The following is a 26,089-nucleotide window of genomic DNA, read 5'->3' on the forward strand; positions in this document are numbered from 1 at the left end:
GCCGGTATTTCTCGAGCGCTTGCCCATGACGAATGATCGACGCCCAACGGCGTCGGTCGTTGTATCTCGAGGCTGTTTACCTGTCGACGATGATCCCGACGTGGATGAAAACGTTACGTAAAAGACGTCGACGGACAACGTTAAGACAACACACCCCGCTGAACCTCCTCATCACCATCCGGCTCTAACGCTCGTCCGAAATCGACGAGCGACGGTCCAACCGCGCTTCACCTGGAAGCCATACAGGATGGTGGAATCATGGATTCGCCCAAGACGCCCGAAAAGCGCCCGGTCCGGCAGGATGCCGACAAGTTCACCGATAAACTCTTCAAGACCCTCTCGATCATCGCGGCCCTGGTGCTGGTGTTCGTGATCGGGGCTTTTTCCGTGGTCACCGAGATATTTCCCGGGCCGCAGATTCAGCACGCCTACCAGGCGGGGCAGGCGCTCTACCATCAGGCGACCGACTACAACGACGTCTACAAGGGCGATATCTGGCGCCCCCAGCGCACCGATGCCAAGGGCGTCACCCAGTATGATCCGGGTCTCGCCCGCAATGGCCTGACGCTCTACACCGTGGGCACCGAGCCGGCTGCCTATCTCGTCGACATGCACGGCAAGGTGATCCACGAGTGGCGCAAGCCCTACAGCGAGGTGTGGGCCGACGGGAAGGGCGTTGCCAATCCGCGCCCGGACGAGTTCATTCACTTCCGCAATGCGCAAGTGCTGCCCAACGGTGATCTGATCGCGCTCTACGAAGGCAATGGCGACACGCCCTACGGCTACGGGCTGGTCAAGCTGGACAAGGACTCCAACGTGATCTGGCGCTACGCCGGCCGAGCGCATCACCAGTTCGCCGTCGCGCCGGACGGCAAGATCTATGCGCTGATCCACGGCATCTTCGACGACGAGATCGAAGGGCTGGACTACCTCGAGCCGCCGCGTCTCGAGGACTCGCTGGTGGTGCTGTCGCCGGAGGGCAAGGAGCTGCAGCGTACCCGCCTGCTGCCGGCGCTCCAGCACTCGCCGTTCAGCGAATTGCTGAACAACGTGCCGGGAGTCATGGTGGGAGATCCCATTCACGCCAATGCGGTGGATTACCTCACCGAAACCAAGGCCCGCAACTTCCCCTTCGGCAATCCGGGCGACCTGCTGCTGTCGTTCCGCGAGACCAGCTCCATCGCGGTGTTCGACCCGCGCTCGCAGAAGATCACCTGGGCGACGCGCGGCCCATGGATTCGCCAGCACGATCCCGACGTATTGCCCAACGGCGATATCGTGATGTTCGACAACCGCGGGCACTACCACACCCCCGAGGGCGAATCGCGGGTCGTGGAGTTCGACCCTCGCACCCTGCAGGTCGTCTGGCAGTATGCCGGCACGCCGGAGCGTCCGCTGGAGAGCGAGATCCGCGGCGACCAGCATCGACTCGACAACGGCAATACCCTGATCAGCGAATCCGATGGCGGTCGCCTGGTGGAAGTGACCCGGGACGGCCGGATTGCGTGGGAGTACGTCGTGCCGACGAGGGGAGGTCCGAACGACGACATGATTCCGATCATCGGCTGGTCGCAGCGGCTCGATCCCGCAAGCTTCGACAGCGACTTCGCCCGGTCGCTGGATCTCGGCGATAACGGCGGCACCGAGGCGCTGCCTCCCCGGGACGATGAAGACGGGGACGGTGCGCCGGCTACCTGAGATGGCGAGCCGGCGCTCGTCGCCCTTATCTCGAGACGCCATGCCGATGCCGGCATGGCGTTTTTGCGTTCAGTCAACCCGGTTTGTGTTTGAAGTTGACCAAGGGTCGTGCCACCATTCCGTCAACTCATTAAGTTACCAAGGTTGACTGGGTCCATGGCAACGCCTCTCTCGCAAACGAAAAACAGCACGCTGTCGGCTCGAACGGAAAACCGCGCACCGTCGGCAGCGGAGGGCAGGTCGCTCTCCGCGACGGAAACCACGCCGCTGCGCCATGACTGGCAGCGGGCGGAGATCCAGGCGCTGCTGGAGCGCCCGTTCAACGATCTGCTGTTCCAGGCGCAGAGCGTGCACCGCCAGCACTTCGACCCCAATGCCGTCCAGGTCTCCACGCTGCTGTCGATCAAGACCGGCGCCTGCCCGGAGGATTGCAAGTACTGTCCCCAGTCCGGGCACTACAACACCGGGCTCGAACGCGAGAAGCTACTGCAGGTCGAGGCCGTGCTCGAGGAAGCGCGCAAGGCCAAGGCGATCGGCGCCAGCCGCTTCTGCATGGGGGCGGCGTGGAAGCATCCCAGCGCCAAGGACATGCCCTACGTGCTGGAGATGGTGCGTGGCGTGCGCGCCATGGGGCTCGAGACCTGCATGACGCTGGGCATGTTGAACCGCGACCAGGCCGAGCAGCTCGGTGAGGCCGGGCTCGACTACTACAACCACAACCTCGACACCTCGCCGGAGTACTACGGCGAAATCATCACCACCCGCACCTACGCCGACCGCCTGGAGACCCTGGACCACGTCCGCCAGTCCGGCATGAAGATCTGTAGCGGCGGTATTCTCGGCATGGGCGAGAGCGTCGGCGACCGGGCGGGGCTGTTGCAGCAGCTGGCCAACCTGCCCGAGCACCCCGAAAGCGTGCCAATCAACATGCTGATCCGGATTCAGGGCACGCCGCTCGAGCACGTCGAGGATCTCGATCCCATCGATTTCATTCGAACCATCGCCGTCGCGCGTATTCTGATGCCGCGTTCTCACGTGCGACTGGCCGCCGGGCGCGAACTGATGAGCGACGAGACCCAGGCGCTGGCGTTCCTCGCCGGCGCCAACTCCATCTTCTACGGCGAGCGGCTGCTCACCGCGGACAACCCTCAGGCTAGCCACGACCAGCGACTCTTCGATCGCCTGGGGCTGCATCCCGAGCGCCGCGAGGAGGTCGACGACAGTGTCCACGAGGCCGCCCTGCGGGAGCGGGTGACCCGAGCCCGGCTCGACGCCATGGTCACCGACGCCACGGCCCGGGCATGAGCGAGGTCGTGGAGACAACGCGCGAAGCGCGGGACGATTCGCTGGATAGTGTGCTGACGGCGCGGCTGGCGCGCCAGCGGCAAAACCAGCGTTATCGCCAGCGGGCGACGACGAGCGGCATCGGACCACGTTTTCAACGCCAGGGACGCGAGATGCTGGCCTTCTGCAGCAACGACTACCTCGGGCTGGCGGGGGATCCACGTCTGGCCGAGGCGCTGGCGAAAGGGGCCCGGCGCTTCGGCACCGGCGGCGGCGCGTCGCACCTGGTCTGCGGCCATGGCGAGGCCCATGAACGGCTGGAACGGCGCCTGGCCCGGTTGACCGGTTATCCGCGGGCGCTGCTCTTCTCCAGCGGCTATCAGGCCAACCTCGGCGTCATCTCCACGCTGCTGGGGCGCGGGGACGTGGCACTCCACGACCGCCTCAACCACGCGTCGCTGCTGGACGCGACACGGCTGGCCGGCGCCCGGCTGGAGCGCTTCGCCCACCGCAGCGCCGACGATTGCGCTGAACGGCTGGCGTCGCTGGCCGGCCAGCGGCGCGCCCTGGTCGTCAGCGATGGCGTGTTCAGCATGGACGGTGACGTCGCCGACCTGGACCCACTGGTGGCGCAGTGCGAGCGCCAGCGGGCGTGGTTGATGATCGACGACGCCCACGGGCTGGGCGTGCTGGGCGAAGAGGGCGGCGGGACGCGCCAGGCGCAGGGGATCGCGCCGGAACGGATCGCGGCCACCGTCGGTACGCTGGGCAAGGCGCTCGGCACCCAAGGGGCGTTCGTCGCCGGCAGCGAGGCGCTGATCGAGGCGCTGATCCAGTTCTCCCGCCCCTACATCTACACCACCAGTCTCTCGCCGGCGCTGGCGTGGGCAACGCTGACCAGCCTGGATATCGTCCGCGACGAGCCGGAACGCCGTGCTCATCTCTCCTCTCTGGTCCGACGCTTCCGTCATGAAGTCTCCAGCCTGAGCGAATTCGATCTACACCTGATGCCGTCGGAGACGCCGATCCAGCCCTTGGTGGTCGGGCCGAGCTGGCGCCGGGCGCCGGGCGAGCGTGGTGGCAACGAGGCCGCGGCGCTGGCACTGACGGCAGCGCTGCAGGAGGCCGGGCTCTGGTGCAGCGCGATCCGTCCCCCCACGGTGCCGGAGGGTACCTCGCGGTTGCGCTTCACGCTTTCGGCGGTCCATACGCATGACGATCTCGACCGGCTGCTGAGCGGGCTGTTCGAGGCCGCTCGCCGGCTATCCCGCACAGGCCGGTCGGTATGAGCGCGCAGACCCTCTTGCTCCTGCCCGGCTGGGCGCTCGGTTCGGCACCGCTGGCGCCGTTGGCCGATGCCCTGCGTCGGCGGCTGCCCCCGAGCTATCGGGTCGAGTGCATCGAGTATCCCGGCTTGACCAGTCACCGGCCCGAGAGCTGGGTGGCGGCGCTCGACCATGCGCTGCCACAGGACGCCTGGCTGGCGGGCTGGTCCCTGGGCGGGATGCTGGCCACCGCGCTGGCACAGTGGCGCGGTCGTCGGGCGCGGGGTCTGATTGCGCTGGCCGCCAACGCCAGCTTCGTTACCCGATCAGGCTGGCCGCAGGCGATGACCGGGGAAGCGCTGGAAGATTTCCGGCACGGCCTGCGGGCATCACCCACCCGGACCTTCAGGCGATTCGCCCGGTTGAGCGCTCAGGGCGGCCGGGACACTCGTCGGCTGGGGCGAGAGTTGCTGGCGGCGCTGGAGACAACGCCACTCGATCAGGCCCTGGCCGGATTGGGGGTGTTGTCCTCCCTCGATCTGCGTGAGGTCCCGCCGACGCTGAAGATCCCGCAGCTACATCTGTTCGGGGAAGACGATGCCCTGGTGCCGGCGGCCGCGCGCCACGCCATTGCCGCGCGCCTGCCCCGGGGTGGACGCACGGCATCGATCGCGGATGCCGGCCACGCCTTTCCGCTGGAATACGCCGAGGAGACCGCGGAGCGGATGGCAACCTTCATCCTCGCCGCCGACGCCGACGAGGCCGGCCCATGACCGCGACGACGTCTTCACGCCGCCTGGCTGCCGCCGGGGAGAGCCGCCGGCAGCGGATCGCCGACGCCTTCTCCCGGGCCGCGCCCGGTTATGACGGCGCCGCCCAGTTGCAGCAGGCCGTCGCCGACGACCTGCTGGCGCGGCTGCCGCAACCGGACTCCTGCCGCGCGCTGGTCGATATCGGCTGCGGTACCGGCTATCTGGTGTCGCGCCTGGCCGAGCGCCACGGTGGGCTTGCCATCGGGCTGGACATCGCCCCCGGCATGCTGGATCAGGCCCGTCGACGCCATGCCGGGCGTTCGATCCACTGGGTGACCGGCTGTGCGGAGTCGATGCCGCTGGCCGATGGCAGCGCCGATCTGATGGTGTCGAGCCTGGCGGTGCAGTGGTGCGATTCGCTCGAGGCGTTTCTGGGCGAGGCCGCTCGGGTGGTGGCGCCCGGTGGCTGGCTCGGCTTCACCACCTTGTGCGAGGGCACGCTGGAGGAGCTGCAATGGGCGTGGCAGCAGGTCGATGGCGAGACCCACGTCAATGAGTTCCTGGCGGAAGCCAGGCTGGTCGAGACGCTGCGGGCTCCCGGCTGGCAATCGGCCGAAGTGACCATGACCACGCGCCGAACCCACCACGCCACGCCGGCGGAGACGATGCGTGCGCTGAAGCGGATCGGCGCCAACACGATGACGGCGTCCGCGGCGTCCGCGGCGTCCGCGGGGGCCGCTGGTGGCCTGTTCGGCCGCCGCCGCTTCGACCGGCTGGCCCAGGCGCTGGAGCGCTGGCGGGAGCCGGCCGGGATTCCCACCCGCTACCGCGTCGCCACCGTGCTGATGCAACGCCGTTAGCCCCCAGGATCGAGATATGCACGCCTACTTCGTCACCGGCACCGATACCGACGCCGGCAAGACCGTGATCACCACGGGATTGATGGCCGCCGCCAGGCGCCGGGGGTTGACCGTCGCGGGCGGCAAGCCGGTCGCCTCCGGCTGCGAGCGCGCCCCGCAAGGGTGGCGCAACGCCGATGCGCTGGCCATTCAGGCCCAGTGCCACCCGGCGCTACCGTACGAGGCGGTCAACCCCTTCGCCTTCGAGCCCGCCATCGCGCCCCATATCGCCGCCCACGAAGCCGGCGTCGCGCTCGACATCCCACGGCTGGCCGCGCCGATGCGAACGCTGCTGGAACGCGGCGCCGATCTCACCCTGATCGAAGGAGCGGGTGGCTGGCGCGTCCCGCTCAACGAGCGCGAGTCGATCCCGGAACTGGCGGTGGCGCTGCAAATCCCCGTGGTGCTGGTGGTGGGCGTGCGCCTGGGTGCGATCAACCATGCCCGCCTGACGCTGGAAGCGATCCGGCGCGACGGGGTGCGCGTCGCCGGCTGGGTCGCCAACACGCTCGAACCCGATACCCCGCGCCTGGAGGAGAACCTCGAGGCGCTGACGCACTGGCTCGGCGGGCAGGGCGGCGTCCCCTGCCTGGGCGTAGTGCCGTGGCTCGCTTCCCCGGATGCCGAGACCGCCGCCGACTTTCTCGACCTCGAGCCGCTGCTGAACGACCCCGCCTGAACGTCCTCGGCTAAGTGGCAACGGCGAACCCCGGCAGGACTTCACACCGCAAGAGACGACACATGAACCGCAATAGCGACTGGATGCAGCGGGACCTGGCCAGCCTCTGGCACCCCTGCACGCAGATGAAGGACCACGAGACGCTACCCGTCGTGCCGATCCGGCGCGGCAAGGGGGTATGGCTGGAGGATTTCGAGGGCAAGCGCTATCTCGATATCGTCAGCTCCTGGTGGGTCAACGTGTTCGGACATGCCAACGACCGGATCAACGACCGGATCAAGCGGCAGCTCGACGAGCTCGAGCACGTGATCCTCTCCGGCTTCACCCATCAGCCGGTGATCGAGCTCTCGGAGAGACTCGGCCGACTGGCGCCCGCCGGACTCGGCCACTGCTTCTACGCCGACAACGGCTCTTCCGCCGTCGAGATCGCGCTCAAGATGAGCTACCACTACTGGCGCAATGTCGGGCGGCCGGAGAAGCGGCGTTTTCTGACCATCACCAACGGCTACCACGGCGAGACGCTGGGTGCGCTCTCGGTGGGAGACGTGGCGCTCTACACCGAAACCTACGCATCGCTGCTGCTGGATGTGATCAAGGTGCCGGCGCCGGACGGCTTCGGCCTGCCGCGAGACCAGTGGGTCGACCAGGCGCGGGACGCCTTCGCGCACATGGAAGCGGCACTGGCGCGCCACGCCCACGAGCTGGCGGCGGTCATCGTCGAACCGCTGATTCAGTGCGCCGGCGGCATGCGCATGTACCCGCCGGAATATCTCGCCTGGCTGCGCGAGGCCTGCGACCGCCACGGCGTGCAGTTGATCTTCGACGAGATCGCCGTCGGCTTCGGCCGCACCGGGACACTGTTCGCCAGCGAGCAGGCCGGCGTTCGCCCCGACTTCCTGTGTCTCTCCAAGGCGCTCACCGGCGGCTACCTGCCGCTGTCGGTGGTGATGACCACCGATGAGGTCTACGCCGCCTTCTACGACGACTACTCGACGCTCAAGGCATTCCTGCACTCCCACAGCTATACCGGCAACCCGCTGGCCTGCGCCGCCGCGCTGGCGACGCTGGATATCTTCGAGCAGGACGATGTGATCGCCACCAACCGGGGCAAGGCCGAGGCGATGGGGCGGCTGGCCGAACCGCTGCGTGACCATCCCCACGTCGGCGACGTTCGCCAGACCGGCATGGTGGTGGCGATCGAGATGGTCGCGGACAAGGCCAGCCTCACGCCTTACGACTTCCGCGAGCGTCGCGGCCTGCGCGTCTACGAGCACGCGCTCTCGCGCGGCGTGATGCTGCGACCTCTGGGCAACGTCATCTACTGGATGCCGCCCTACACGATCTCGCCGGAGGAGCTGGCCCTGGTGGCGGAGGTCACCCACGAAGGGCTGGAACTGGCTACCGCGGATAAATAATTTGAAACCCGGCTAGCTACCTGTCGACGAAAGTCGCAGGTCCGTTGGCCGGCACCACGGCGTCCGGCAGCCACCCCGTGGCCGGGGCCACGGCGTCGCGGCGCCTCCAAGGTGATGAAACCGCAGAGGTTTTGGAAGCCGTTTGAAATCTGGCAGGACGTCAGCGGTTTTCCGGCGAATGATTTCCCTGCGCTGGAGTGACTCGCATCATACGTCATACATGACTACAGGATTCATCCATAAGCGCCATTTTTGGTAGAAGCCTTACCCTGATGGCGGCTAAGTACGGATTGTTGGCATGGCATCGTTTCTCACATAGTGAGTTCGCCGATGGGGCTTTTTCTTTCCAATGTCAGAATTAAAACGGCCGTTTTTGGTCGTTGAAAATGACAGGAGAAGAAACCGGCTCCAGGAGAGTATTCCCATTCCTGTGTGGAGAGTGTCATGTCCATCTATCAGAGCGATATCGATTCACTCGAGCGATTGCGTCTGGAACAGAACGGCCGCTGGAACAACATCGATCCCGAAAACGTGGCACGGATGCGGGCCCAGAACCGCTTCCGTACCGGTCTCGACATCGCCCGCTACACCGCCGCCGTGATGCGCCGCGACATGGCGGCCTACGACCGAGACCCTTCCCGCTACACCCAATCGCTGGGATGCTGGCACGGCTTCGTCGGTCAGCAGAAGATGATCGCCATCAAGAAACACCACGGTACGACGCAGGGCCGGTATCTCTACCTGTCCGGCTGGATGATCGCCGCCATGCGTTCGGAATTCGGCCCGCTTCCCGACCAGTCGATGCATGAGAAGACGGCCGTTCCGGCCTTGATCGAAGAGCTCTACACCTTTCTTCGCCAGGCGGACGCCAGGGAACTGACGCTGCTTTTCCGGGAACTGGACAGCGCCAGGAAGCAGGGCAACGAGGTGATGGCGCGAGGCATCGTGGAGAGGATCGATAACTTCGAGACCCATGTCGTGCCGATCATTGCCGACATCGATGCCGGCTTCGGCAACGAGGAGGCGACCTATCTGCTGGCGAAGAAGATGATCGAAGCCGGTGCCTGCTGCATCCAGCTCGAAAACCAGGTGTCGGATGCCAAGCAGTGTGGACACCAGGATGGCAAGGTCACCGTCCCCCACGAGGACTTCGTCGCCAAGATCAACGCGGTTCGCCATGCGTTCCTGGAGCTCGGGGTGGAGGAGGGCGTGATCGTCGCCCGGACCGACTCGCTGGGCGCCGGCCTGACCCAGAAGCTGCCGGTCAGCAAGGAGCCGGGGGATCTCGCCCACCAGTACAACAGCTTCCTCTGCACCGTGCCGATCTGCTCGGCAGACGATGTCAACGAGGGCGATACGGTGATCAAGCTCGACGGCGACCTGCGCAAGCCACTGCGTCTCGCCAACGGACTCTACCGGTTCCGTTCCGATACCGGCGAGGATCGCGTCGTGCTGGACTGCATCAACGCCCTGCAGAACGGCGCCGACCTGCTGTGGATCGAGACCGAAAAGCCCCATGTCGGCCAGATCGCCGGCATGGTCGACCGCATCCGCCAGGTCGTGCCGAATGCCAAGCTGGTCTATAACAATTCGCCGTCATTCAACTGGACGCTCAACTTCCGTCAGCAAGTCTTCGACGACTGGGAACGGGAAGGGCGGTCGCTCTCCGGCATCGAACGCGGCCAACTGATGAGCGCGGCCTACGACGACTCCGAGCTGGCACAGGAGGCGGATCGCCGGATCCAGGCGTTCCAGCGCGATGCGGCCCGTGAAGCCGGCGTCTTCCACCACCTGATCACCTTGCCGACCTACCACACGGCGGCGCTCTCCACCGACGAGCTGGCCGAGGGTTACTTCGGCGAGGCCGGGATGTTGGCCTACGTCGCTGGCGTCCAGCGCCGGGAGATCCGTCGAGGCCTGGCCTCGGTCAAGCATCAGGACATGGCCGGTTCCAACCTCGGCGACGACCACAAGGAGTACTTCTCCGGTGCCGCCGCACTCAAGGCCGGTGGCGGGCTCAACACCATGAACCAGTTCGGCTGAGCCTCGTCTTTACATCCAACCTGCAACGACGGCGGGCCATGTCTCGAATCGAGACATGGCCCGCTTTTTATCGCCCGCAGCCCGCTACTCGTGGCTCATAGTCCGCAGCTCGCAGCCCGTAGCTCATGGCCCGAAGTTCCCAGCTCCCAGCTCCCAGCTCCCAGCTCCCAGCTCATGGCTCGAAGCTCGTAGCTCATGGCCCGAAGTTCGTAGCCCGCAGCTCATGGCCCGAAGTTCGTAGCTCGTAGCTCGTAGCTCGCAGCCCGTAGCTCATGGCTCGAAGTTCGTAGCTCGTAGCTCGCAGCCCGTAGCTCATGGCCCGAAGTTCGCAGCTCGTAGCTCGCAGCCCGCAGCCCATGGCCCGAAGTTCGTAGCCCGCAGCTCGCAGCTCGTAGCCCGCAGCTCGCGGCCTACAGCTTATACGACGCCGGGTTGTCCCAGATGCTGTCCTCCTCGGCGAAGGCCGGGTTGTCGTCGGTGATCGCGCGCTCGCCGATCAACTGCATCCAGGAGTCGATGTCGGCGCTGCTGATCTTGTCGTCCGAGCCATCCTGCTTGTGCAGCGTGTCCAGCAGGGCGAAGAAGTCCTCGTTGTCGAGCAGGAACTGTGCGGCGTCCTGCTCCTTCTTGGAGTGGCCGTTTTCCGGATCGGCGATCTTCTCGAGATCCGACCTGCTGACGATATCGTCGCCGCCGGTCCAGTCGTTACCGCCATCGCCCTCGTCCCAGTTGAACAGAATGGTGTCGATGGCCTCCTTGTGCTCCTGGTAGAACGCCTGGCCGTGGATGTTGAGCTGCATCTGGTCCTGGTCGAAGTCGAAGAAGAAGTCATCGACATTGCCGTTCTCCCGGATTTCCTGGGTGAACTTCTCGTACTGCTCCGGCTGCGCCTCCCACGCCGCCATGTCCTCGGGGAACCACTCCTTGAACAGCGGGTCGGGCTCCTTGTCGTCGTCACCGGCGTGCATCATCTCCTTGAAGCCGTAGCTGGAGTTGATCAGGTAGTTGAACTTCTCGCCCCAGTCATCCTCCGTCACGCCATCTTCGGCGAACTGCTCGAACTGTTCGCGGATCTTGCCCTCGGTCTCGGCGCCTTTCTTCTGCGCCATCACGGCATTGAGGATCAGGCTGGCAAAGCCGACGCCCAGGCCGATCAGGTTGCCGATGGGGCCGGCCGCGCGCAGGCCGGCGCCCAGCCCGGAGAGCACCCGGGACGCGGTCTGCAGCGACGCCCCGATTTCGGCGGCGCCACCGATGGTGAAGAACGAGCCGGAGACCACGCCGGTCGAGCTGGCGGCGAACTCCATCGGGGTGCCACCGTTCTTGATCAGCTGGTTCAGCCCGACGCCCGCGACGACGGTATCGAGAATACCGCCGGCGAAGTCGGTCATGTAGGCCAGGCCCTTGAGCGCCGGGCCGATGAGCGCCTTCTTCTTGCTGCCGACATCGCCATTGCCACTGGTGCCATCGCTGCCTCCAGGGCTGTCGGGCGACGTACCACCGGTGGCGCGATCACCGTTGGTGACCACCTCGGCTTCGCTATCCAGCGCCTGGTTGAAGGGCTGCATGGCGGATTTCGACGATTCGCCGTTGGCGGGGTCGAAACGCTGGTGCAGGTCGTCGCTGAGGTTGTCGAGGTCGTCCAGCGCGTCGCCGGCGCCGCTGGGCAGGGTGCCGCCATCCGTCGGGCGGACATCGTCCAGACGGCTGGCGATATCGTCCAGCCGCTCGAGCTGCTGAGCGCGATCGGCATCGGAGAGCGTGGGGTCGGACTCGATCGACGAGCGAATCGCTCGGTGCTTCTCCATGATCTCGTCGAACAGTGCCGGCGCCTGTTCCGGCATCTTGCCCTTGCCCTTGCCGTCGGCATCCAGCAGCTCGCGGTACTCCGCCACCGCCCGGTCGAAGTCATCGATCTGGGCGAAGCGCTGCTCCGACGGCGTCGCCGAAGAAGCGAAAGGCTGGATCTCCTCGAACAGCTCGTCGACCAGGCCCCTGAGCTCCTCCGCATTCTGGGGCGCCAGACCCTCCTTCTTCATCTCGACCTTGTCGAGCCGGTCTTCGATCGTGTCCAGGCGCTGCTGGATCTCCTTCTTCTCGTCGTCGCTGAGCGAGTCGGACGCCTTGACGAGGCGGTCGACTTCGTCGAGCTGGCCCTGGATATCGTCGACCAGGCCCTGGGCCTTCTGCTCGAAGTCGGGGGCATCCTTCTGATCGAGAAGGGTATCGAAGGATTCGAGCTTGCCGCGGATGTCATCCAGCTTGCCCCGCGCCTGCTCGCCCGGGTTGAGGGAGGGCGCCTTGTCGCCATTGAAGGTGTCGGGGAAGCGCTCGCGCAGGACGTCGCCCATCTCCTTGTCGAGACCGAGCGCCTGGGTGATATCGGTGGTGCCGAACAGCTTGGTCAGCCGGCTGCCTTCGTCGAGTTTCGGGCCCACCGCATCGGTGATGCCCTTGAGCGCGAAGGGCGTGGTGCCGATGAATACCAGCATGCCGCGCGCGACGGTCATCCGCTCCTGCCAGGTGTCGCCGAAGTCGTCGCCCGAGCGGCGGTAGATGGCGTTGGCCAGCGCCGCGGTGCCGCCGATCGCGAACATCGTGTTCGAGTTCATCAGGCTGCGGAACTGGGATTTCAGCGAGCCCTGCACGTTGGCGCGCTGGCTGTCGCTGAGTTCGACGATGGGCGGCTGACCGTCACGGCTGGTGGTCATGTTGCGGAACTGCTCGTTCACCTTCTGCATGACGTCGCGCATGAGCGACGAATCCTTCAGCGCCGTCTCGACGTTGCTCCCGCTCAATGCCGCCGTCTTGATCACCTCCTTGAGGCCGGCGGCGATCGCCATGATCTTGGTGAACTGCAGCTTCTCGTCCGCCGACAGGTTGGGCGGTACCGAGCCCTTGGGATCGGTCTTGTCGGCGGAGAGCGCATCCTTCACCGCGTTCCAGACGCCATCGGTGGTCTGGATGCCGAAGGTGCTGTAGGTAATACCGGTAAGGACGGTCGGCACCATGTCGGCGGCGACCTGCTCCGCGGCCTCTTCACTCTCCGGCGATATCTCTCCGCCGTCCTGGGAAGCATCGTATTCGGCGTCGATGTCGGCGAGTTCCTCCTCGAGACCTCTGGCGGTGCTGGCCGCCGTGATGCTGCCTCTCGCCTCGGCCGCGCGCTCGGGGTCGAGCGCCTGCAGCGTGTTCAGGTCATTGTTCAGGCGGGTGGCGGCCTCGTCGCCGAAGCCCTTGTCGCGCAGGTCCTCGATGGCATCGAGATAGTCCGCGCCCTTGTCGCCGGTCAACGAGTCGTAGATCTTGTCGGCGAGCCCGTCGCGATCCTTGATCTTGCTCTGGGCCTCCGCCATCGCCTCGTCGGTGAACTTGGCGATCTCTTCGTCCCCGAGCAGCTTGGCGAGTTCCTCACCGAGCTTCTCCTCATGGATCAGGCCACGCAGGTCGGCCGGGTCCATGCCCTGGGTATCGCTGGCGTAGTAGGTCCAGTCGCCGCCGTGATTGACCGTCATGTAGGGCAGGTACTGGAAGCTGCCATCGTCCAGTTGAGACTTGAGCTCGAGCAGCCGGGCATATTTCTTGAAGTTCTCGTTGTCCGAGTTTTCCGCCTTCTCCTCCAGCTTCTCCATGTAGAGTTCGGTGACCGTCTTCGCCTCGCCATCGTCATTCTCGACGGTGGTCTCCTGACCCATCAGGTTGGTCTCTTCCGAGCTGGGCAGGTCGTGATCGGCGAATACATCGTCGATGACATCCTCGCTGGAGGTCTGCTGGAAGCTGGAGGCGGCCTCGAAATGCTCCGGCGTCACCCCCTTGGAGACGACGAACTTCTCGCCGTCGACCTCGACCAGCTTGAGTCCTTCGATGACGTCGCCGTGCTCGTCGGTGGCACTCTTGACGCTGTCGCCCTTGCCCAGCACGGGGATATCCTCGTCGGCGGAGCGCAGCTGGTAGCCGTCGTCCTCGAGTTCATGGATCCGGTCCCAGGTCTTCTGGGCCTCGGAGACGGTCTCGAACAGGGCTGGCGTCAGGGCCTTGGAGACCACCACGTCGCGGCCGTCGTGGGTGGTGAAGCGAATGACGTCGTCCCGGGCATCGGTCTGCCAACGGAAGCGCTTGAAGTCGTTGAAGTCGGGCGCCTCGGTATCGGCGCCGGCGACGATGGCGCCGTCTTCGACCGCACCCTCGATGGCATCCTGATGCTCGGCATTCCCGCCCAGGGTCGCGTACTGCTCGCTCAGGTAGTCGTAGAGCGCCGGATTGTCGCTGCGGGCGACGACGAACTTCTCGCCGTCGTGTTCGTAGCGAATCACCTCCGGCCCCACTTCGCCGGGCGCGCCGACTTCGGTGTTGTAGTAGGGCGGTGGGGTGGCGTCGCCGCGGAGACGCTCGTAGCCATCCGCCTCGCTCTTGTTGATGCCGATCAGACTCTCGTAATCCTTCTTGATCGCAGCGAAGAGCTCTGGGTTGGCGCGCTCGGCGACCACGACCCGGGCACCGTTCTGCATCTCGTAGCGGATGATGCCGTTGGCGACTTCGTCGGGCGGGCCGATGAAGCGGTAGTCGCTCAGCTTGCCGGGAGGCTCGGCATCCGGCGGCAACACGCCGTAGCCATCCTCTCCGCTCTCGTTGAGACCATTGATCTGGTTGAAATCCTGCTTGATCGTCTCGAACAGCGCCGGCGTGGCGTGCCGGTCGACCTCGACGCTCTTGCCGCCCTTGGTCTCGTAGCGGATGAGGTCATCGCCGATGGTCACGATCTGGTTGTAGTCGTTCAGATTCCTGGGCGCCTGGGTGTCGCCGTCGGCGCGCTTCGCCGATTGAGGTTCGTCATCACGGGTGGAGGTGGATTTTCGGCTCAGGTTCAGGCTCTTCGACAGCGTCGACTGCCACTGCCCGGTCGAGCGCCTGTCGACACTGGCATCGCCGGTATCCGGTATCTGATGCGAAGCACTGTCTTGGGTGATTTCCTGAGCCATGAAGAGTTCTCCCCGTTGTTTTATTGAGTGCTATCTGAAAAATCGACGAGCGCTAGCCAGACAAGGCGAAAACCGGCAACCAATCGCCAGGATTGGCGATCCGGACAACGCCGTCGTAGTACATGCGGGTGGCAAGGATGTCCGAGCCAAAACCTGACCGGCCACGCCATCGGTTGTCTGAGCCGTAGAACCGGCGCGAGCATCTTTCAGACACTGTTTGAATACTCGTTCAATATCCACTCGGTATCAGCGTCGATTCGATAAAAGACGTGTCACCCTGTCGTAGAGTCGTCAGTCGTTGTCACGACCACGTAACACGAGTGATCGGCAAAGGGGCGTTAGCGTCGACAACACTCCAGGAAACGAAGAGTGTCGAAGTCACCCACGTTGATCGGTTCGGCTCTCTCCTTTCTCCTTTCTCCTTTCTCCTTTCTTCATGCTCCATGGCCGAGCAGCGCCTGTAAGACGGCTAACGCAAAAAAATGTTGGCTTGTGTTATGGGAGCGTTCCACGTCGGTTGTAAGACGTTACGCAACCCGATCCCGGACATTGGTATAACAGCGGGGAGCAATAACAACGGGGCGAGGCGCGTCATGCCGGGGTTCGTGGATGAAGTGAGTCAGCAGTTTGTCCGGGGCTGGCATGTCGATGATGACCGCCGGGCCGGGCCCCGCGCGGTTCTGGTCTCGATCAACGGCGAGGCCCGCTATTGCGCGCTGTGCCAGGAGCCGAGACCCGATGTGGTGGAGGCGGGCATCACCACCCGGAGCGACGTCGGTTTTCTCGCGCCGATACCGCTGCAACCCGGGGATCTGGTTCGGGTCAGCGCGCTCGACAGCGGGCGACTGCTCAACGATGGCCTGGCCGTAGTGATGGCGGATGACGCCGCCGATGGATTCATCGACGTCGAAAGCGGTATGAGCCACCCCGTCCTGGGGCCCTGGATCGCGCCGCTGCGGCCCCATCTCGACGTTCGGGCGTTCCGCCCGCTGCCGGGCCAGACCGGGCAGTTCTCCGCGCTGGAGGTGCGAACGGCGGATGCCCGCTATATCGTCCACTGCCAGCTACCGCGCGCCTACGCTCTCGGGCTGGAGCGGCTCTACCGCCAGGTGCTAGCGCCCGGCGGTATCGCGGCGCCGTCGCTGAAGGCGGTCATCGATCATGGGGAAACCGCCAGCCTGGTGGTGGAGCGCATCGAAGGGCAGCCGCTGGTCGCCTACCGCGAGGGCAGGGAGACCGCCTTCCGCGACACGCTGGATTCGCTCGAGTGGCTCGCGCAGATCGGACGTCCCGATGGCTGGTCCGACCGTGATCTCGGCCGGCGGGGGCGTCGTGCGCTGAACCGGATGATCACGGACGTCTGTCTCGCCGCACTGAAACGACGCCGGTGGCAGGAGCTCGAGCGGCTGCTGAAGATGGCGCTGGTTGTCTATCGACTGCCGCGGGTCTTCTCCCACGGTGACCTTCACCCTCAGAACGTGCTGATTCAGGAGTCCACCGGAGCCCCGATCTTCATCGACTGGGATCACGCCGGGATGCTGCCGGTGGGCTGCGATCTCGCCCGCCTGCTGCTGAGCGTGCCGCCCAGGCTTGCCGAAGCGTGGATCGAGGAGGCGCAGGGTCGCGAAGGGGCTCCCAGGCGGGACGCGCTGCGTTTGGGATGGTTGGTCATGACCTATTTCGCGCTGTCGCGGCGCCACCCCGATTTCCACGCCACGGAAGAGAGCAGGTATCTGCACCAGCGGTACGCCGAGTCACGGTGCCGAAAACGCCCGGGATTCGGCGCCATTTCCCAGAGGCAGTGAGCCGATCTTGGCGCCTCGCTGATCCTCGATTCGCGGTTTCTCATGCCGCCCATTCGTTAACCGTGTCATTACCTTTCCTGAGAAGGCCGGGCTGGTGCCCGCCTTGGTGAGTGGCATAGAATGCGTCGGCTACGGAATTTGCGGTGCAGGGACTAATCGTATTCCGTTAACTTGCTAATTTTTAAACTTTAAATCAGTGCGGGCCGGGCGTTTGGCAGGGGAAGATATGGGTATCGATGCCTGGTTGAGCATTGCGACAGTGTTGGCGGTTCTGGCCACGCTCGTTTTTACGCGGATTGCGCCGGACGCCATTCTGGTCGGGGCGATGGCGTTTCTGATTTTTACCAAGGTGCTCACGCCCCAGGAGGCGCTGGCCGGCTTCGCCAATACCGGAGTGATGACCATCGCGGCGCTTTACGTGGTGGCGGCGGCGCTGAAGGAGACCGGCGCGATCAAGTGGATCGCCGCGCAACTGCTGGGACAGCCGACCACGCTGCGTCGGGCACAGTGGCGGGTGATGCTGCCGGCCTCGGTCCTCAGCGCCTTCATGAACAACACCACGGTGGTGGCGATGTTCATACCCGCCATTCAGGATTGGTCCAATCGCTTACGGCTGCCGCCTTCCAAGCTGTTGCTGCCGCTCAGCTACATCTCCATCCTTGGTGGTACCTGTACCTTGATCGGCACCAGTACCAACCTGGTGGTCGATGGCCTGCTACAGAGCCAACTGGGCGTCTCCCTCGGCATGTTCGAGCTGACCTGGATCGGCCTGCCGATCCTGCTCGTCGGCGGTGGCTTCATCCTGACCTTCGCGACATGGCTGCTGCCGCAGCGGGATGGCACCAATGCCCAACTGGACCAGATCCGGGAGTACAGCGTGGAGGTCACCGTCGAGACCGGCGGCCCGCTGGTGGGCAAGTCGATCGCCGATGCCGGGCTGCGCAACCTCCAGTTCGGCTATCTGGCGGATATCGAGCGCGACGACCACCTGATGACGGCAGTTCCGCCCGAGACCAAGCTGCTGGGCGGCGACACGCTGGTCTTCATCGGCGCGCCGGAGTGCGCCAGGGAGCTTCGCGAGATTCGAGGGCTGAGCCCCGCCAACGGCAACGTCCAGAAGCTCGATGTCGCCCACCACAGGCGCTGCCTGGTCGAGGCGGTGGTGAGCCCGGACTTTACCGGCATCGGGCAGACGGTCCGGGAGTCCCGGTTTCGCTCGCGGTTCCAGGCCGTGATCCTGTCGATCTCCCGCCATGGTCGACGCCTGAACGGCAAGGTCGGCGACATCGAGCTCCAGGTCGGCGACACCCTGCTGCTGGAGACCGGGCAGGAGTTCGTCGAGCAGTATCGTTACCGCAAGGATTTCCTGCTGGTCAGCCAGCTCAACGACTCCACGCCGCCCAATTTCCAGAAAGCGCCGCTCTCGCTGGGCATCCTGGGGGTGATGGTCGTGCTCAGCGCTACCAACCTGATCTCGATCCTGGAAGCCGCCTTCCTCGCTGCCGGGGCATTGCTGATGACCGGCTGCCTCACCATGGGCAAGGCACGGCGCTATATCGATCTTTCCGTTCTGATCGTGATCGCGGCCTCGTTCTCCCTTGGCGCGGCGATGACCCAATCCGGCGCGGCGCGGACCATCGCCGAGCTGGTCGTCGGGCATATCGACTCACCCTGGCTGGCGCTGGCGTTCATCTACCTGATGACGGTGCTGTTCACCGAGATGATCACCAACAACGCCGCCGCGGTGCTGATGTTTCCCATCGCGCTGGCGGTCTCTCAGCAGCTGGGGGTGGATTTCATGCCGTTCGTGATTGCCATCACCATTGCCGCCTCGGCCAGCTTCATGACCGCCCTGGGCTACCAGACCAACCTGATGGTGATGGGACCGGGGGGATACCGGATGCACGACTATCTCAAACTGGGGGTGCCATTGAGCTTGATCGTTGGCGCTGTCACTATTCTGCTCATACCGATGATTTGGCCTTTCTAGAGCTATCGATCACGGATCATGTTGGAAGATGCTCCGATGGCAGGTAGCGTCCGATCCAAACTCGGACCGGAAGTCCGCAACGACAGACAAAGGAATGGAATGAAAATCGATGAAGTCATCAGGCGTGAACTGCTCTCTGGTGTCGTCGCCGCCGGTGAACGGGTGCTGGAGATCTACGCCCAGGATTTCAGCGTCGAAACCAAGGCCGACGACAGCCCGCTGACCCAGGCGGACATGGCCGCCCACCGGGCGCTGACCGCGCTACTGCAGCGCGTGACACCGGAGATACCGCTGCTCTCCGAGGAGAGCGATGCGATCCCGTTCGAAACCCGCCGGCAGTGGTCGAGCTACTGGCTCATCGATCCGCTGGACGGCACCAAGGAGTTCATCAAGAAAAACGGCGAGTTCACGCTCAACGTGGCACTGGTCGAGAACGGTGTGCCGCGCTTCGGCATCGTCCATGCGCCGGTGCTCGGCATGACCTGGTGGGGAGATGCGGATAGCGGCGCGTTCAAGATCACCCCTGACGGCGAACGGCCGATTCGCGTGCGTGACCTGCCGGCGGCGGACGACCAACCCTGGCTGATCGTCGGCAGCCGCTCCCACGGCGCCGAATCGTTCGAAGCCTTCTGCGCCCGGCTGCCGGCCCACGAACGGGTCTCCATGGGGAGCTCGCTCAAGCTCTGTCTGGTTGCCGAAGGCGCAGCCGATCTCTATCCGCGTCTGGCGCCGACCTGCGAATGGGACACCGCTGCCGCCCAGGCCGTTGTCACCGCCGCCGGCGGCCAGGTGCTCGACGCCGAAACCCTCGAACCCCTGCGCTGCAACCAGCAGGAAAGCACGCTCAACCCCTTCTTCATCGTCTGTGGGCAGAGCGACTCCCGTTGGCGCGATGCGCTGAGTTCGGCGCTTAGTGCCGGAAGCTAGAAGTTGGAGGTTGGAAGAAGTCTCCAGTACCCGTTTTTGACCGGGCTTTTCTTCCAGCTTCCAGCCGCGAAGCGGCGCTCTTCGGGCTTTCAGCTTCCCGTTGCGTAACTAACCCCCGATTCAATGGACCACTCGATATGGAAATGACCCCCGAACGCCAGACCCATCTCAAGCAGCTCGAAGCCGAGTCCATCCATATCATCCGCGAGGTCGCGGCCGAGTTCGGCAACCCGGTGATGCTCTACTCGATCGGCAAGGACTCCTCGGTGATGCTGCACCTGGCGCGCAAGGCGTTCTATCCCGGCCCGCCGCCGTTCCCGCTGATGCACGTCAACACCACCTGGAAGTTCAAGGAGATGATCGAGTTCCGCGACAAGATGGCTGCGGAGGTCGGCATGGAGCTGATCGAGCACATCAACGAGGAGGGGCGCGCCGCCGGCATCAACCCCTTCGACCACGGCAGCGCCAAGTACACCGACATCATGAAGACCCAGTCGCTCAAGATGGCGCTGGACAAGTACGGCTTCGATGCCGCCTTCGGTGGCGCGCGGCGCGACGAGGAAGCCTCCCGCGCCAAGGAGCGGGTCTACTCCTTCCGCGACAAGCACCACCGCTGGGACCCCAAGAACCAGCGCCCGGAGCTCTGGAACCTCTACAACGGCAAGGTCAACAAGGGCGAATCGATCCGCGTCTTCCCGCTCTCCAACTGGACCGAGCTGGATATCTGGCAGTACATCTACCTCGAATCGATCCCCATCGTCCCGCTCTACTACTCCGCGCCGCGCCCGGTGGTGGAGCGCGACGGCATGCTGGTGATGGTCGACGACGACCGGCTGCCGCTGGAACCCGGCGAGGTGCCGGAAGAGAAGTGGGTGCGATTCCGCACGCTCGGCTGCTACCCGCTCACCGGCGCGGTGGAGTCGAAGGCCGCCACGCTGCCGGAGATCATCCAGGAGATGCTGCTGACCCGCACCTCGGAACGCTCCGGCCGCGCCATCGACCGGGACCAGGTGGGCTCGATGGAGAAGAAGAAGCGGGAGGGGTATTTCTAATTCGCCTCAGGCGAATTAGGAAGCTGGAAGCCGGGAGAGAACCAGCTGTAAGCCATAAGCTTTAAGCTGTAAGAAAAATCAAGAGCCAAAACCTTTTGATTCTGCAGGTAAAAGCGCTTTTCGTTAGCTTACGGCTGGGAGCGGAATCATGAATTTTGAGAGATTGCAGGTTTGGAAACGCTCGGCACGCTTGTCAGCTGAGCTCTATAAGACCTTTTCATCCTTGCGTGATTTTGGCTTTCGAGACCAGGTCACACGTTCAGGACTTTCCATTCCTAGCAACATTGCCGAGGGCATGAGCCGGTATACCAGCAAGGACAAACGCCACTTCCTGGTCGTTGCCAGAGGCTCTTGTGCCGAGTTGCGTACTCAGGTCTATATCGGCATGGAAATCGGCTATATCGAACATCAGCAAGGCCAGCGATGGTTACAGGAAACCCGAGAGATATCTTCGATGCTCAATGGGTTGATAGTCACTCTGGATAACGAATGAATCTAGAGCTGGAAGCGGCGGGCTGTGGGGGAACTTACAGCTTACAGCTTACAGCTTACAGCTAGCGGGGTTTGCCCAATGTCACACACATCGAATCTGATCGCCGATAACATCAGCGAGTACCTGAAGGAACACGAGCAGAAAGACCTGCTGCGCTTCATCACCTGCGGCAGCGTCGACGATGGCAAGTCGACCCTGATCGGGCGGCTGCTGCACGACTCCAAGATGATCTACGAAGACCAGCTGGCGGCGATCACCCAGGCGTCGAAGACCAGCGGGACGACCGGCGACAAGGTCGATCTGGCACTGCTGGTGGATGGCCTGCAGTCGGAGCGGGAGCAGGGCATCACCATCGATGTCGCCTACCGTTTCTTCTCTACCGACAAGCGCAAGTTCATCATCGCCGATACCCCGGGCCACGAGCAGTACACCCGCAACATGGCCACCGGGGCCTCCACCGCGAGCCTGGCGATCATCCTGATCGATGCGCGTTATGGCATACAGACCCAGACCCGGCGCCACAGCTATATCTGTTCGCTGCTGGGCATCCGCCATCTGATCGTCGCCATCAACAAGATGGACCTGGTCGACTACTCCCAGACGCGCTACGACGAGATCGTCGCCGACTATCAGCGGTTCTCGACCAATCTCAACGATGCCAACCTGCACTTCGTGCCCATCTCGGCGCTGGAGGGCGACAACGTTGTCAACCCCAGCGAGAACATGAGCTGGTATGCGAAGAGCGGCGGCGAAGCGCTGCTGCCGCTGCTGGAGCGTGTCGACGTCAAGCACGACAGCAACCTCGAGGATCTGCGCTTCCCGGTGCAGTACGTCAACCGGCCCAACCTCAACTTCCGTGGCTACTGCGGCACGCTGGCCGCCGGCATTCTCCGCCCGGGCGATGTCATTCGCGTGCTCGGCTCCGGCAAGAGTTCCAGCGTGGAGAGCCTGATCACCTACGATGGCGAACTGGAAGCCGCTTATCCCGGCCAGGCGATCACCGTCACCCTGAAAGACGAGATCGATATCTCCCGTGGCGACATGCTGGTGACAGCGGATAGCAAGCTGGAGCCGACTACGGCGTTCACGGCGGACATCGTCTGGATGCACGATACGCCGCTGGAAGTCGGGCGCGAGTACGAGCTCAAGGCGGGCACCAGCGTCGTCAGCGGTCGCGTGGCACGGATCATCCACCAGACCGACGTCAATACGCTGGAACGGCATCAGGCCGAGAATCTTCCGCTCAACGGTATTGCGCGCTGCCAGATCGAGGTCAAGCAGCCGCTGGCGCTGGACCCCTACGTGCGCTCGCCGCACTCCGGCAACTTCATCATCATCGACCGCATGACCAACGTGACGGTCGGTGCCGGCATGGTGGTCGACACGCTAAGCGCCAGCAACATCGTCTGGCACGACATGGCGGTGACCAAGCAGCGCCGGGCCGAGCGCAACCACCAGAAGCCGTGCATCATCTGGTTCACCGGGCTCTCCGGCGCGGGGAAATCGACTTCCGCCAACGCGCTCGAGCGCCAACTGTTCGGCATGGGCTACAGCACCTATCTGCTGGATGGCGACAATGTTCGCCATGGGCTGTGCGGCGACCTGGGCTTCAGTGACGATCACCGTCAGGAGAACATTCGCCGCGTGGGCGAGGTGGCCAAGCTGATGGTCGATGCCGGCATGATCTCTCTGGTCTCGTTCATCTCGCCGTTCCAGCGCGACCGTGACCTGGTACGCGATATGGTCGACAGCGACGAGTTCATCGAAGTCTTCGTCAATACCTCGTTGGATGTGTGCGAGGGGCGTGATCCCAAGGGGCTCTATCGAAAAGCGCGAGCCGGCGAGATCGACGACTTCACTGGTATCAGCTCTCCCTACGAAGCGCCAGAGAACCCGGACATCGTCATCGATGCGGGCGAGCTCTCCATCGAAGAAGTGGCGAAAACGCTGATCAGCAATCTCAAGCGGCTGAACGTCATCGGCTAGTGCCGCGTCTCGAGCGTCATCTTGCATTCGGTAATAGGCCCCTCCGACACGTTGGGAGCGGGCCTTACCCGTTGATGTGCAAGCCTTTTGCCATGGATGGCTGAAGGAACTCATGTTTAAATAGTTACGTAACGTAACGTCCGCAATACCTCCACGCCTAGAGATGCACCGTTTTCGTTGTAGGCAAGCCCTTGCTGGCACCATACAATCGTGGGGTTATTAGGCTATGGATTCGGCCTGACTTCAGTTCGCTTCACGAGCGCATCAGGGATGGTGCTGCAGGTAAGTTTCCTGAGACCACACTGAGCGCCGGCGTGTCTTGCGACAGCAGGCCAATCCACCGGAAGCGACCGCCGAGGGGGGCGGCTGCTTTACCGGTTTTCAGTGTTTTCGTCCATCAGGTTAAACAGACAACATGCCAAACGTTTTCAACGGGGTTTCCGCCGGCTGCAGCCGCTTCGGAAGGTGGTTAGCGGTGGGGGCTCTGGCCGTGACCTTCGCGGGCTGCGCATCGCAGGGCCATTACGGTGGCAACAATGTCGGCACCATGCAGGGCGCCGCAGCCCTGGGCCCCGAAATCTCCAGTTTTCTCGACAACGCCACGCCAGGCAGTATCTCCGCCTTTCCCAAGAGCCCGTGGGGCTCCAATGTCTCCGTTATCGTCCAGGAGCGCTACTTCGCGGCCAGCGGCCGACTCTGCGCGCATCTGGACGTTGCCAGGCAGGGCGCGCCCCAGACTGCCCAGCGCGCGCAAGTGGCGTGTCTCGTGAAGGACAACGGCTGGTACGCCCAGCGTCTGGTCACGCAGGTGTTGGCAGGCTCCAGCACTCGGTAACAAAAATCCCCTGCTTTGGTGCCTGCCTCCGCGTGTATCGTTTTTCGATCAGTCAGGTTGTTTGTCGGACCGCCTGATCGTGCATCGAACCGTTTGAAAGCAGGCCTCGAGCCGTGTGAACACAACAGGAAGTCTTGCATGAAACATGCAGCATCGTTTTTCCGGGCCGGGTGCCTGGTGGCGGTAGCGTGCCTGAACGTCGGTCTGGCGCACGCGCAATCCTTCGGGTCCGGCAGTATCGTGCCGCAGGATCAGCAGGCCCAGTCGATGACCTCCCAGGCCCCCGGGGCCAACGGTCAGCAGCAACCAGTCGACGATCAACCCCGCGCCAACTGGAGTAGCTCCAACTACGGCCCCGTCGATCCGAGCCAGCAGGAGAAGGTCGATCCGAACACGCTACCTCCGTTCGGCGCCAACCTGTTTACCGGCGGATTCCGGGGTGTGATGGCGGATGGCCTGAACCCCGGTTACACCATCAAGCCGGGTGACCAGATCAACCTGCGCGTCTGGGGCGGCACCGAGATGCAGAGCGTGCTGACGGTGGACTCCCAGGGCAACATCTTCCTGCCGGGGATCGGGCCGCTCAACGTCCAGGGCACCTCCAACAGCGAACTCAACTCCCGCGTCACCGCGGCGATCAAGTCGGTCTACCCGGAAAACGTCGAGGTCTATACCAACCTGCAGGGCGTTCAGCCGGTAGGGGTGTTCGTGACCGGCTATGTCAAGAATCCCGGCCGATACTCCGGTACGCCCAGCGATTCGATGCTCTACTTTCTCGACCAGGCCGGTGGTATCGACCAGGCTTTGGGCAGCTATCGCCAGATCGCGATCAAGCGCGGTGGCCGTACCGTCGACACCATCGATCTCTACGACTTCCTGATCAACGGCAACATGCCGCAGACCCAGTTTCGCGATGGCGACACCATCGTGGTCGAAGCGCGCGGCCCGGCCGTGGCGGTGGTGGGCGACGTCGAACGGCCGTTCCGCTACGAGCTGGCAGGGGAGGCCCTGACTGGTGGCGACGTGATCAACCTGGCGCGCCTGCGTTCAGGTGTGACCCACGTGTTGCTGCGCGGTGACCGCCCGGATGGCCCCCTGGCGCGCTACCTGACGCTCAACGAGTTCCGCACCGCCAACGTACGGCGTGGTGACGAGGTCGTTTTCAGCGCCGACCAGCGCAGCGAGAGCATCGTGGTGCAGGTCGAAGGGAGCTATTACGGCCCTTCACGCTACGTGCTGCCGCGTGACGCCCACCTGGGCGAATTCCTCAACGCGATCAGCGTGCCCAAGAGCATGACCAGCTATCGGGATGTCTCTATCCGCCGCGAGAGTGTCGCCGAGCAACAGACGGAATCTCTCAACGAGAGCCTGGACCGGCTGGAGCAGACCTATCTTGGTTATCCGGCGCGGACTACCGGCGAAGGCGAGATCCAGGTTCGCCAGGCTGAGCTGATCGAACGCTTCGTGCAGAAGGCACGCCAGACCAAACCCACCGGTCGGTTGGTCGTTGCCCGTGGCGACAGCATCGCCGATATCCGTCTGCAGGATGGCGACGTGGTCACCATCCCGGAAAGCTCGGATTCCGTGCTGCTGAGTGGCGAAGTGACGATTCCCCAAGCCATGGTCTATACGCCGGGCATGAGTGCTGAGGACTACATCCGCCAGGCCGGCGGCTTTACGCCGCGCGCGGATGACGACCAGGTGCTAGTGGTGCATCGCAACGGTGCGGTCATTCGTGCCGGCGATACCGACGTTCGCGCCGGTGACGAGATTATGGTGCTGCCGGCTGCGCCGACCAGCAACATCGAGCTCGCGACCAGCATCACGCAGATCCTCTATCAAGTGGCCGTGGCGACCAAGGTTGCACTGGATCTTTAAACGCCTCCATGGAGCCGCATGAGTCGAAGGCGACTCATGCGGTTTTGCGATTTTCCCGAGCGCACTGCGCTATCAGCGGTAACGCTTATGTCTCAATCAAAGTCTCTAC

The 26,089-nt window shown here is 64.0% G+C and carries 17 protein-coding genes; 16 read left to right on the forward strand and 1 reads right to left on the reverse strand.

Translation table 11 applies throughout. The features are described from left to right. Positions 1-258 precede the first annotated feature (258 nt). The 8 genes from AAGT95_RS14525 (at position 259) to AAGT95_RS14560 (ending at position 10,035) form a co-directional block, all read left to right on the forward strand. Positions 259-1,698 carry an arylsulfotransferase family protein gene (locus tag AAGT95_RS14525; RefSeq protein WP_342594281.1) on the forward strand — a complete coding sequence of 480 codons (1,440 nt, stop codon included), beginning with the start codon at positions 259-261 and terminating at the stop codon, positions 1,696-1,698. A 156-nt stretch (positions 1,699-1,854) separates the two neighbouring features. Beyond that, positions 1,855-3,003 carry a biotin synthase BioB gene (gene bioB / locus AAGT95_RS14530; protein WP_342594282.1) on the forward strand — a complete coding sequence of 383 codons (1,149 nt, stop codon included), beginning with the start codon at positions 1,855-1,857 and terminating at the stop codon, positions 3,001-3,003. Between the two features lie 8 nt (positions 3,004-3,011). Beyond that, a complete protein-coding gene (bioF, locus tag AAGT95_RS14535) occupies positions 3,012-4,271 on the forward strand; it encodes an 8-amino-7-oxononanoate synthase (protein ID WP_425356027.1) in 1,260 nt (419 codons plus the stop codon). Next, positions 4,268-5,020, forward strand: coding sequence for an alpha/beta fold hydrolase (locus tag AAGT95_RS14540; RefSeq protein WP_342594283.1), 753 nt, complete (start codon positions 4,268-4,270; stop codon positions 5,018-5,020). The genes bioF and AAGT95_RS14540 overlap by 4 nt, the downstream gene beginning before the upstream one ends. Further along, positions 5,017-5,859 carry a methyltransferase domain-containing protein gene (locus AAGT95_RS14545; RefSeq protein WP_342594284.1) on the forward strand — a complete coding sequence of 281 codons (843 nt, stop codon included), beginning with the start codon at positions 5,017-5,019 and terminating at the stop codon, positions 5,857-5,859. The genes AAGT95_RS14540 and AAGT95_RS14545 overlap by 4 nt, the downstream gene beginning before the upstream one ends. 16 nt (positions 5,860-5,875) lie before the next feature. Next, entirely contained in the window at positions 5,876-6,577 is a 702-nt protein-coding gene (gene bioD, locus AAGT95_RS14550) for a dethiobiotin synthase (protein WP_342594285.1), read from the forward strand. A gap of 62 nt (positions 6,578-6,639) precedes the next feature. Then, the gene (locus AAGT95_RS14555) at positions 6,640-7,992 is read left to right on the forward strand and encodes an adenosylmethionine--8-amino-7-oxononanoate transaminase (RefSeq protein ID WP_342594286.1); all 1,353 of its coding nucleotides are present in this window, start codon (positions 6,640-6,642) and stop codon (positions 7,990-7,992) included. A gap of 444 nt (positions 7,993-8,436) precedes the next feature. After that, positions 8,437-10,035: an isocitrate lyase gene (locus tag AAGT95_RS14560; RefSeq protein WP_342594287.1), complete on the forward strand. Its 1,599-nt coding sequence runs from the start codon at positions 8,437-8,439 to the stop codon at positions 10,033-10,035. A 410-nt stretch (positions 10,036-10,445) separates the two neighbouring features. On the opposite strand, the gene AAGT95_RS14565 is transcribed toward AAGT95_RS14560, so the two are convergent. Beyond that, positions 10,446-15,014, reverse strand: coding sequence for a hypothetical protein (locus AAGT95_RS14565; protein WP_342594288.1), 4,569 nt, complete (start codon positions 15,012-15,014; stop codon positions 10,446-10,448). 593 nt (positions 15,015-15,607) lie between these two features. Here AAGT95_RS14565 and AAGT95_RS14570 point away from each other — a divergent pair. The 8 genes from AAGT95_RS14570 (at position 15,608) to AAGT95_RS14605 (ending at position 25,980) form a co-directional block, all read left to right on the forward strand. Next, positions 15,608-16,819 carry an aminoglycoside phosphotransferase family protein gene (locus AAGT95_RS14570; protein WP_342594289.1) on the forward strand — a complete coding sequence of 404 codons (1,212 nt, stop codon included), beginning with the start codon at positions 15,608-15,610 and terminating at the stop codon, positions 16,817-16,819. 226 nt (positions 16,820-17,045) lie between these two features. Next, positions 17,046-18,809 (forward strand): SLC13 family permease, encoded by a 1,764-nt coding sequence (locus tag AAGT95_RS14575; RefSeq protein WP_342594290.1) that lies wholly within the window; start codon positions 17,046-17,048, stop codon positions 18,807-18,809. A gap of 99 nt (positions 18,810-18,908) precedes the next feature. Further along, positions 18,909-19,736, forward strand: a complete 828-nt coding sequence (gene cysQ / locus AAGT95_RS14580) for a 3'(2'),5'-bisphosphate nucleotidase CysQ (RefSeq protein ID WP_342594291.1) — start codon at positions 18,909-18,911, stop codon at positions 19,734-19,736. A gap of 143 nt (positions 19,737-19,879) precedes the next feature. Beyond that, positions 19,880-20,788: a sulfate adenylyltransferase subunit CysD gene (gene cysD, locus AAGT95_RS14585; RefSeq protein WP_342596538.1), complete on the forward strand. Its 909-nt coding sequence runs from the start codon at positions 19,880-19,882 to the stop codon at positions 20,786-20,788. Positions 20,789-20,936: 148 nt separating this feature from the next. Beyond that, positions 20,937-21,281 (forward strand): four helix bundle protein, encoded by a 345-nt coding sequence (locus tag AAGT95_RS14590; RefSeq protein WP_342594292.1) that lies wholly within the window; start codon positions 20,937-20,939, stop codon positions 21,279-21,281. A gap of 78 nt (positions 21,282-21,359) precedes the next feature. Further along, positions 21,360-23,267 (forward strand): sulfate adenylyltransferase subunit CysN, encoded by a 1,908-nt coding sequence (cysN, locus tag AAGT95_RS14595; RefSeq protein ID WP_342594293.1) that lies wholly within the window; start codon positions 21,360-21,362, stop codon positions 23,265-23,267. A gap of 475 nt (positions 23,268-23,742) precedes the next feature. Then, on the forward strand, positions 23,743-24,102 hold the full coding sequence (locus tag AAGT95_RS14600) for a DVU3141 family protein (RefSeq protein ID WP_162302617.1): 360 nt from the start codon (positions 23,743-23,745) through the stop codon (positions 24,100-24,102). A 138-nt stretch (positions 24,103-24,240) separates the two neighbouring features. Beyond that, positions 24,241-25,980 carry a polysaccharide biosynthesis/export family protein gene (locus AAGT95_RS14605; protein ID WP_342594294.1) on the forward strand — a complete coding sequence of 580 codons (1,740 nt, stop codon included), beginning with the start codon at positions 24,241-24,243 and terminating at the stop codon, positions 25,978-25,980. Positions 25,981-26,089: the final 109 nt, after the last annotated feature.

It is taken from the genome of Salinicola lusitanus (genome assembly GCF_038648475.1).
In the GTDB taxonomy this organism is placed as follows: Bacteria; Pseudomonadota; Gammaproteobacteria; order Pseudomonadales; family Halomonadaceae; genus Salinicola; species Salinicola lusitanus.

Bases quoted from the DNA above. Each gene is read 5' to 3' on its own strand.
- AAGT95_RS14525 (WP_342594281.1), top strand. From the start codon at position 259: ATGGATTCGCCCAAGACGCCCGAAAAGCGCCCGGTCCGGCAGGATGCC.
- bioB (WP_342594282.1), top strand. From the start codon at position 1,855: ATGGCAACGCCTCTCTCGCAAACGAAAAACAGCACGCTGTCGGCTCGA.
- AAGT95_RS14540 (WP_342594283.1), top strand. From the start codon at position 4,268: ATGAGCGCGCAGACCCTCTTGCTCCTGCCCGGCTGGGCGCTCGGTTCG.
- AAGT95_RS14545 (WP_342594284.1), top strand. From the start codon at position 5,017: ATGACCGCGACGACGTCTTCACGCCGCCTGGCTGCCGCCGGGGAGAGC.
- bioD (WP_342594285.1), top strand. From the start codon at position 5,876: ATGCACGCCTACTTCGTCACCGGCACCGATACCGACGCCGGCAAGACC.
- AAGT95_RS14555 (WP_342594286.1), top strand. From the start codon at position 6,640: ATGAACCGCAATAGCGACTGGATGCAGCGGGACCTGGCCAGCCTCTGG.
- AAGT95_RS14560 (WP_342594287.1), top strand. From the start codon at position 8,437: ATGTCCATCTATCAGAGCGATATCGATTCACTCGAGCGATTGCGTCTG.
- AAGT95_RS14565 (WP_342594288.1), bottom strand. From the start codon at position 15,014: ATGGCTCAGGAAATCACCCAAGACAGTGCTTCGCATCAGATACCGGAT.
- AAGT95_RS14570 (WP_342594289.1), top strand. From the start codon at position 15,608: ATGCCGGGGTTCGTGGATGAAGTGAGTCAGCAGTTTGTCCGGGGCTGG.
- AAGT95_RS14575 (WP_342594290.1), top strand. From the start codon at position 17,046: ATGGGTATCGATGCCTGGTTGAGCATTGCGACAGTGTTGGCGGTTCTG.
- cysQ (WP_342594291.1), top strand. From the start codon at position 18,909: ATGAAAATCGATGAAGTCATCAGGCGTGAACTGCTCTCTGGTGTCGTC.
- cysD (WP_342596538.1), top strand. From the start codon at position 19,880: ATGACCCCCGAACGCCAGACCCATCTCAAGCAGCTCGAAGCCGAGTCC.
- AAGT95_RS14590 (WP_342594292.1), top strand. From the start codon at position 20,937: ATGAATTTTGAGAGATTGCAGGTTTGGAAACGCTCGGCACGCTTGTCA.
- cysN (WP_342594293.1), top strand. From the start codon at position 21,360: ATGTCACACACATCGAATCTGATCGCCGATAACATCAGCGAGTACCTG.
- AAGT95_RS14605 (WP_342594294.1), top strand. From the start codon at position 24,241: ATGAAACATGCAGCATCGTTTTTCCGGGCCGGGTGCCTGGTGGCGGTA.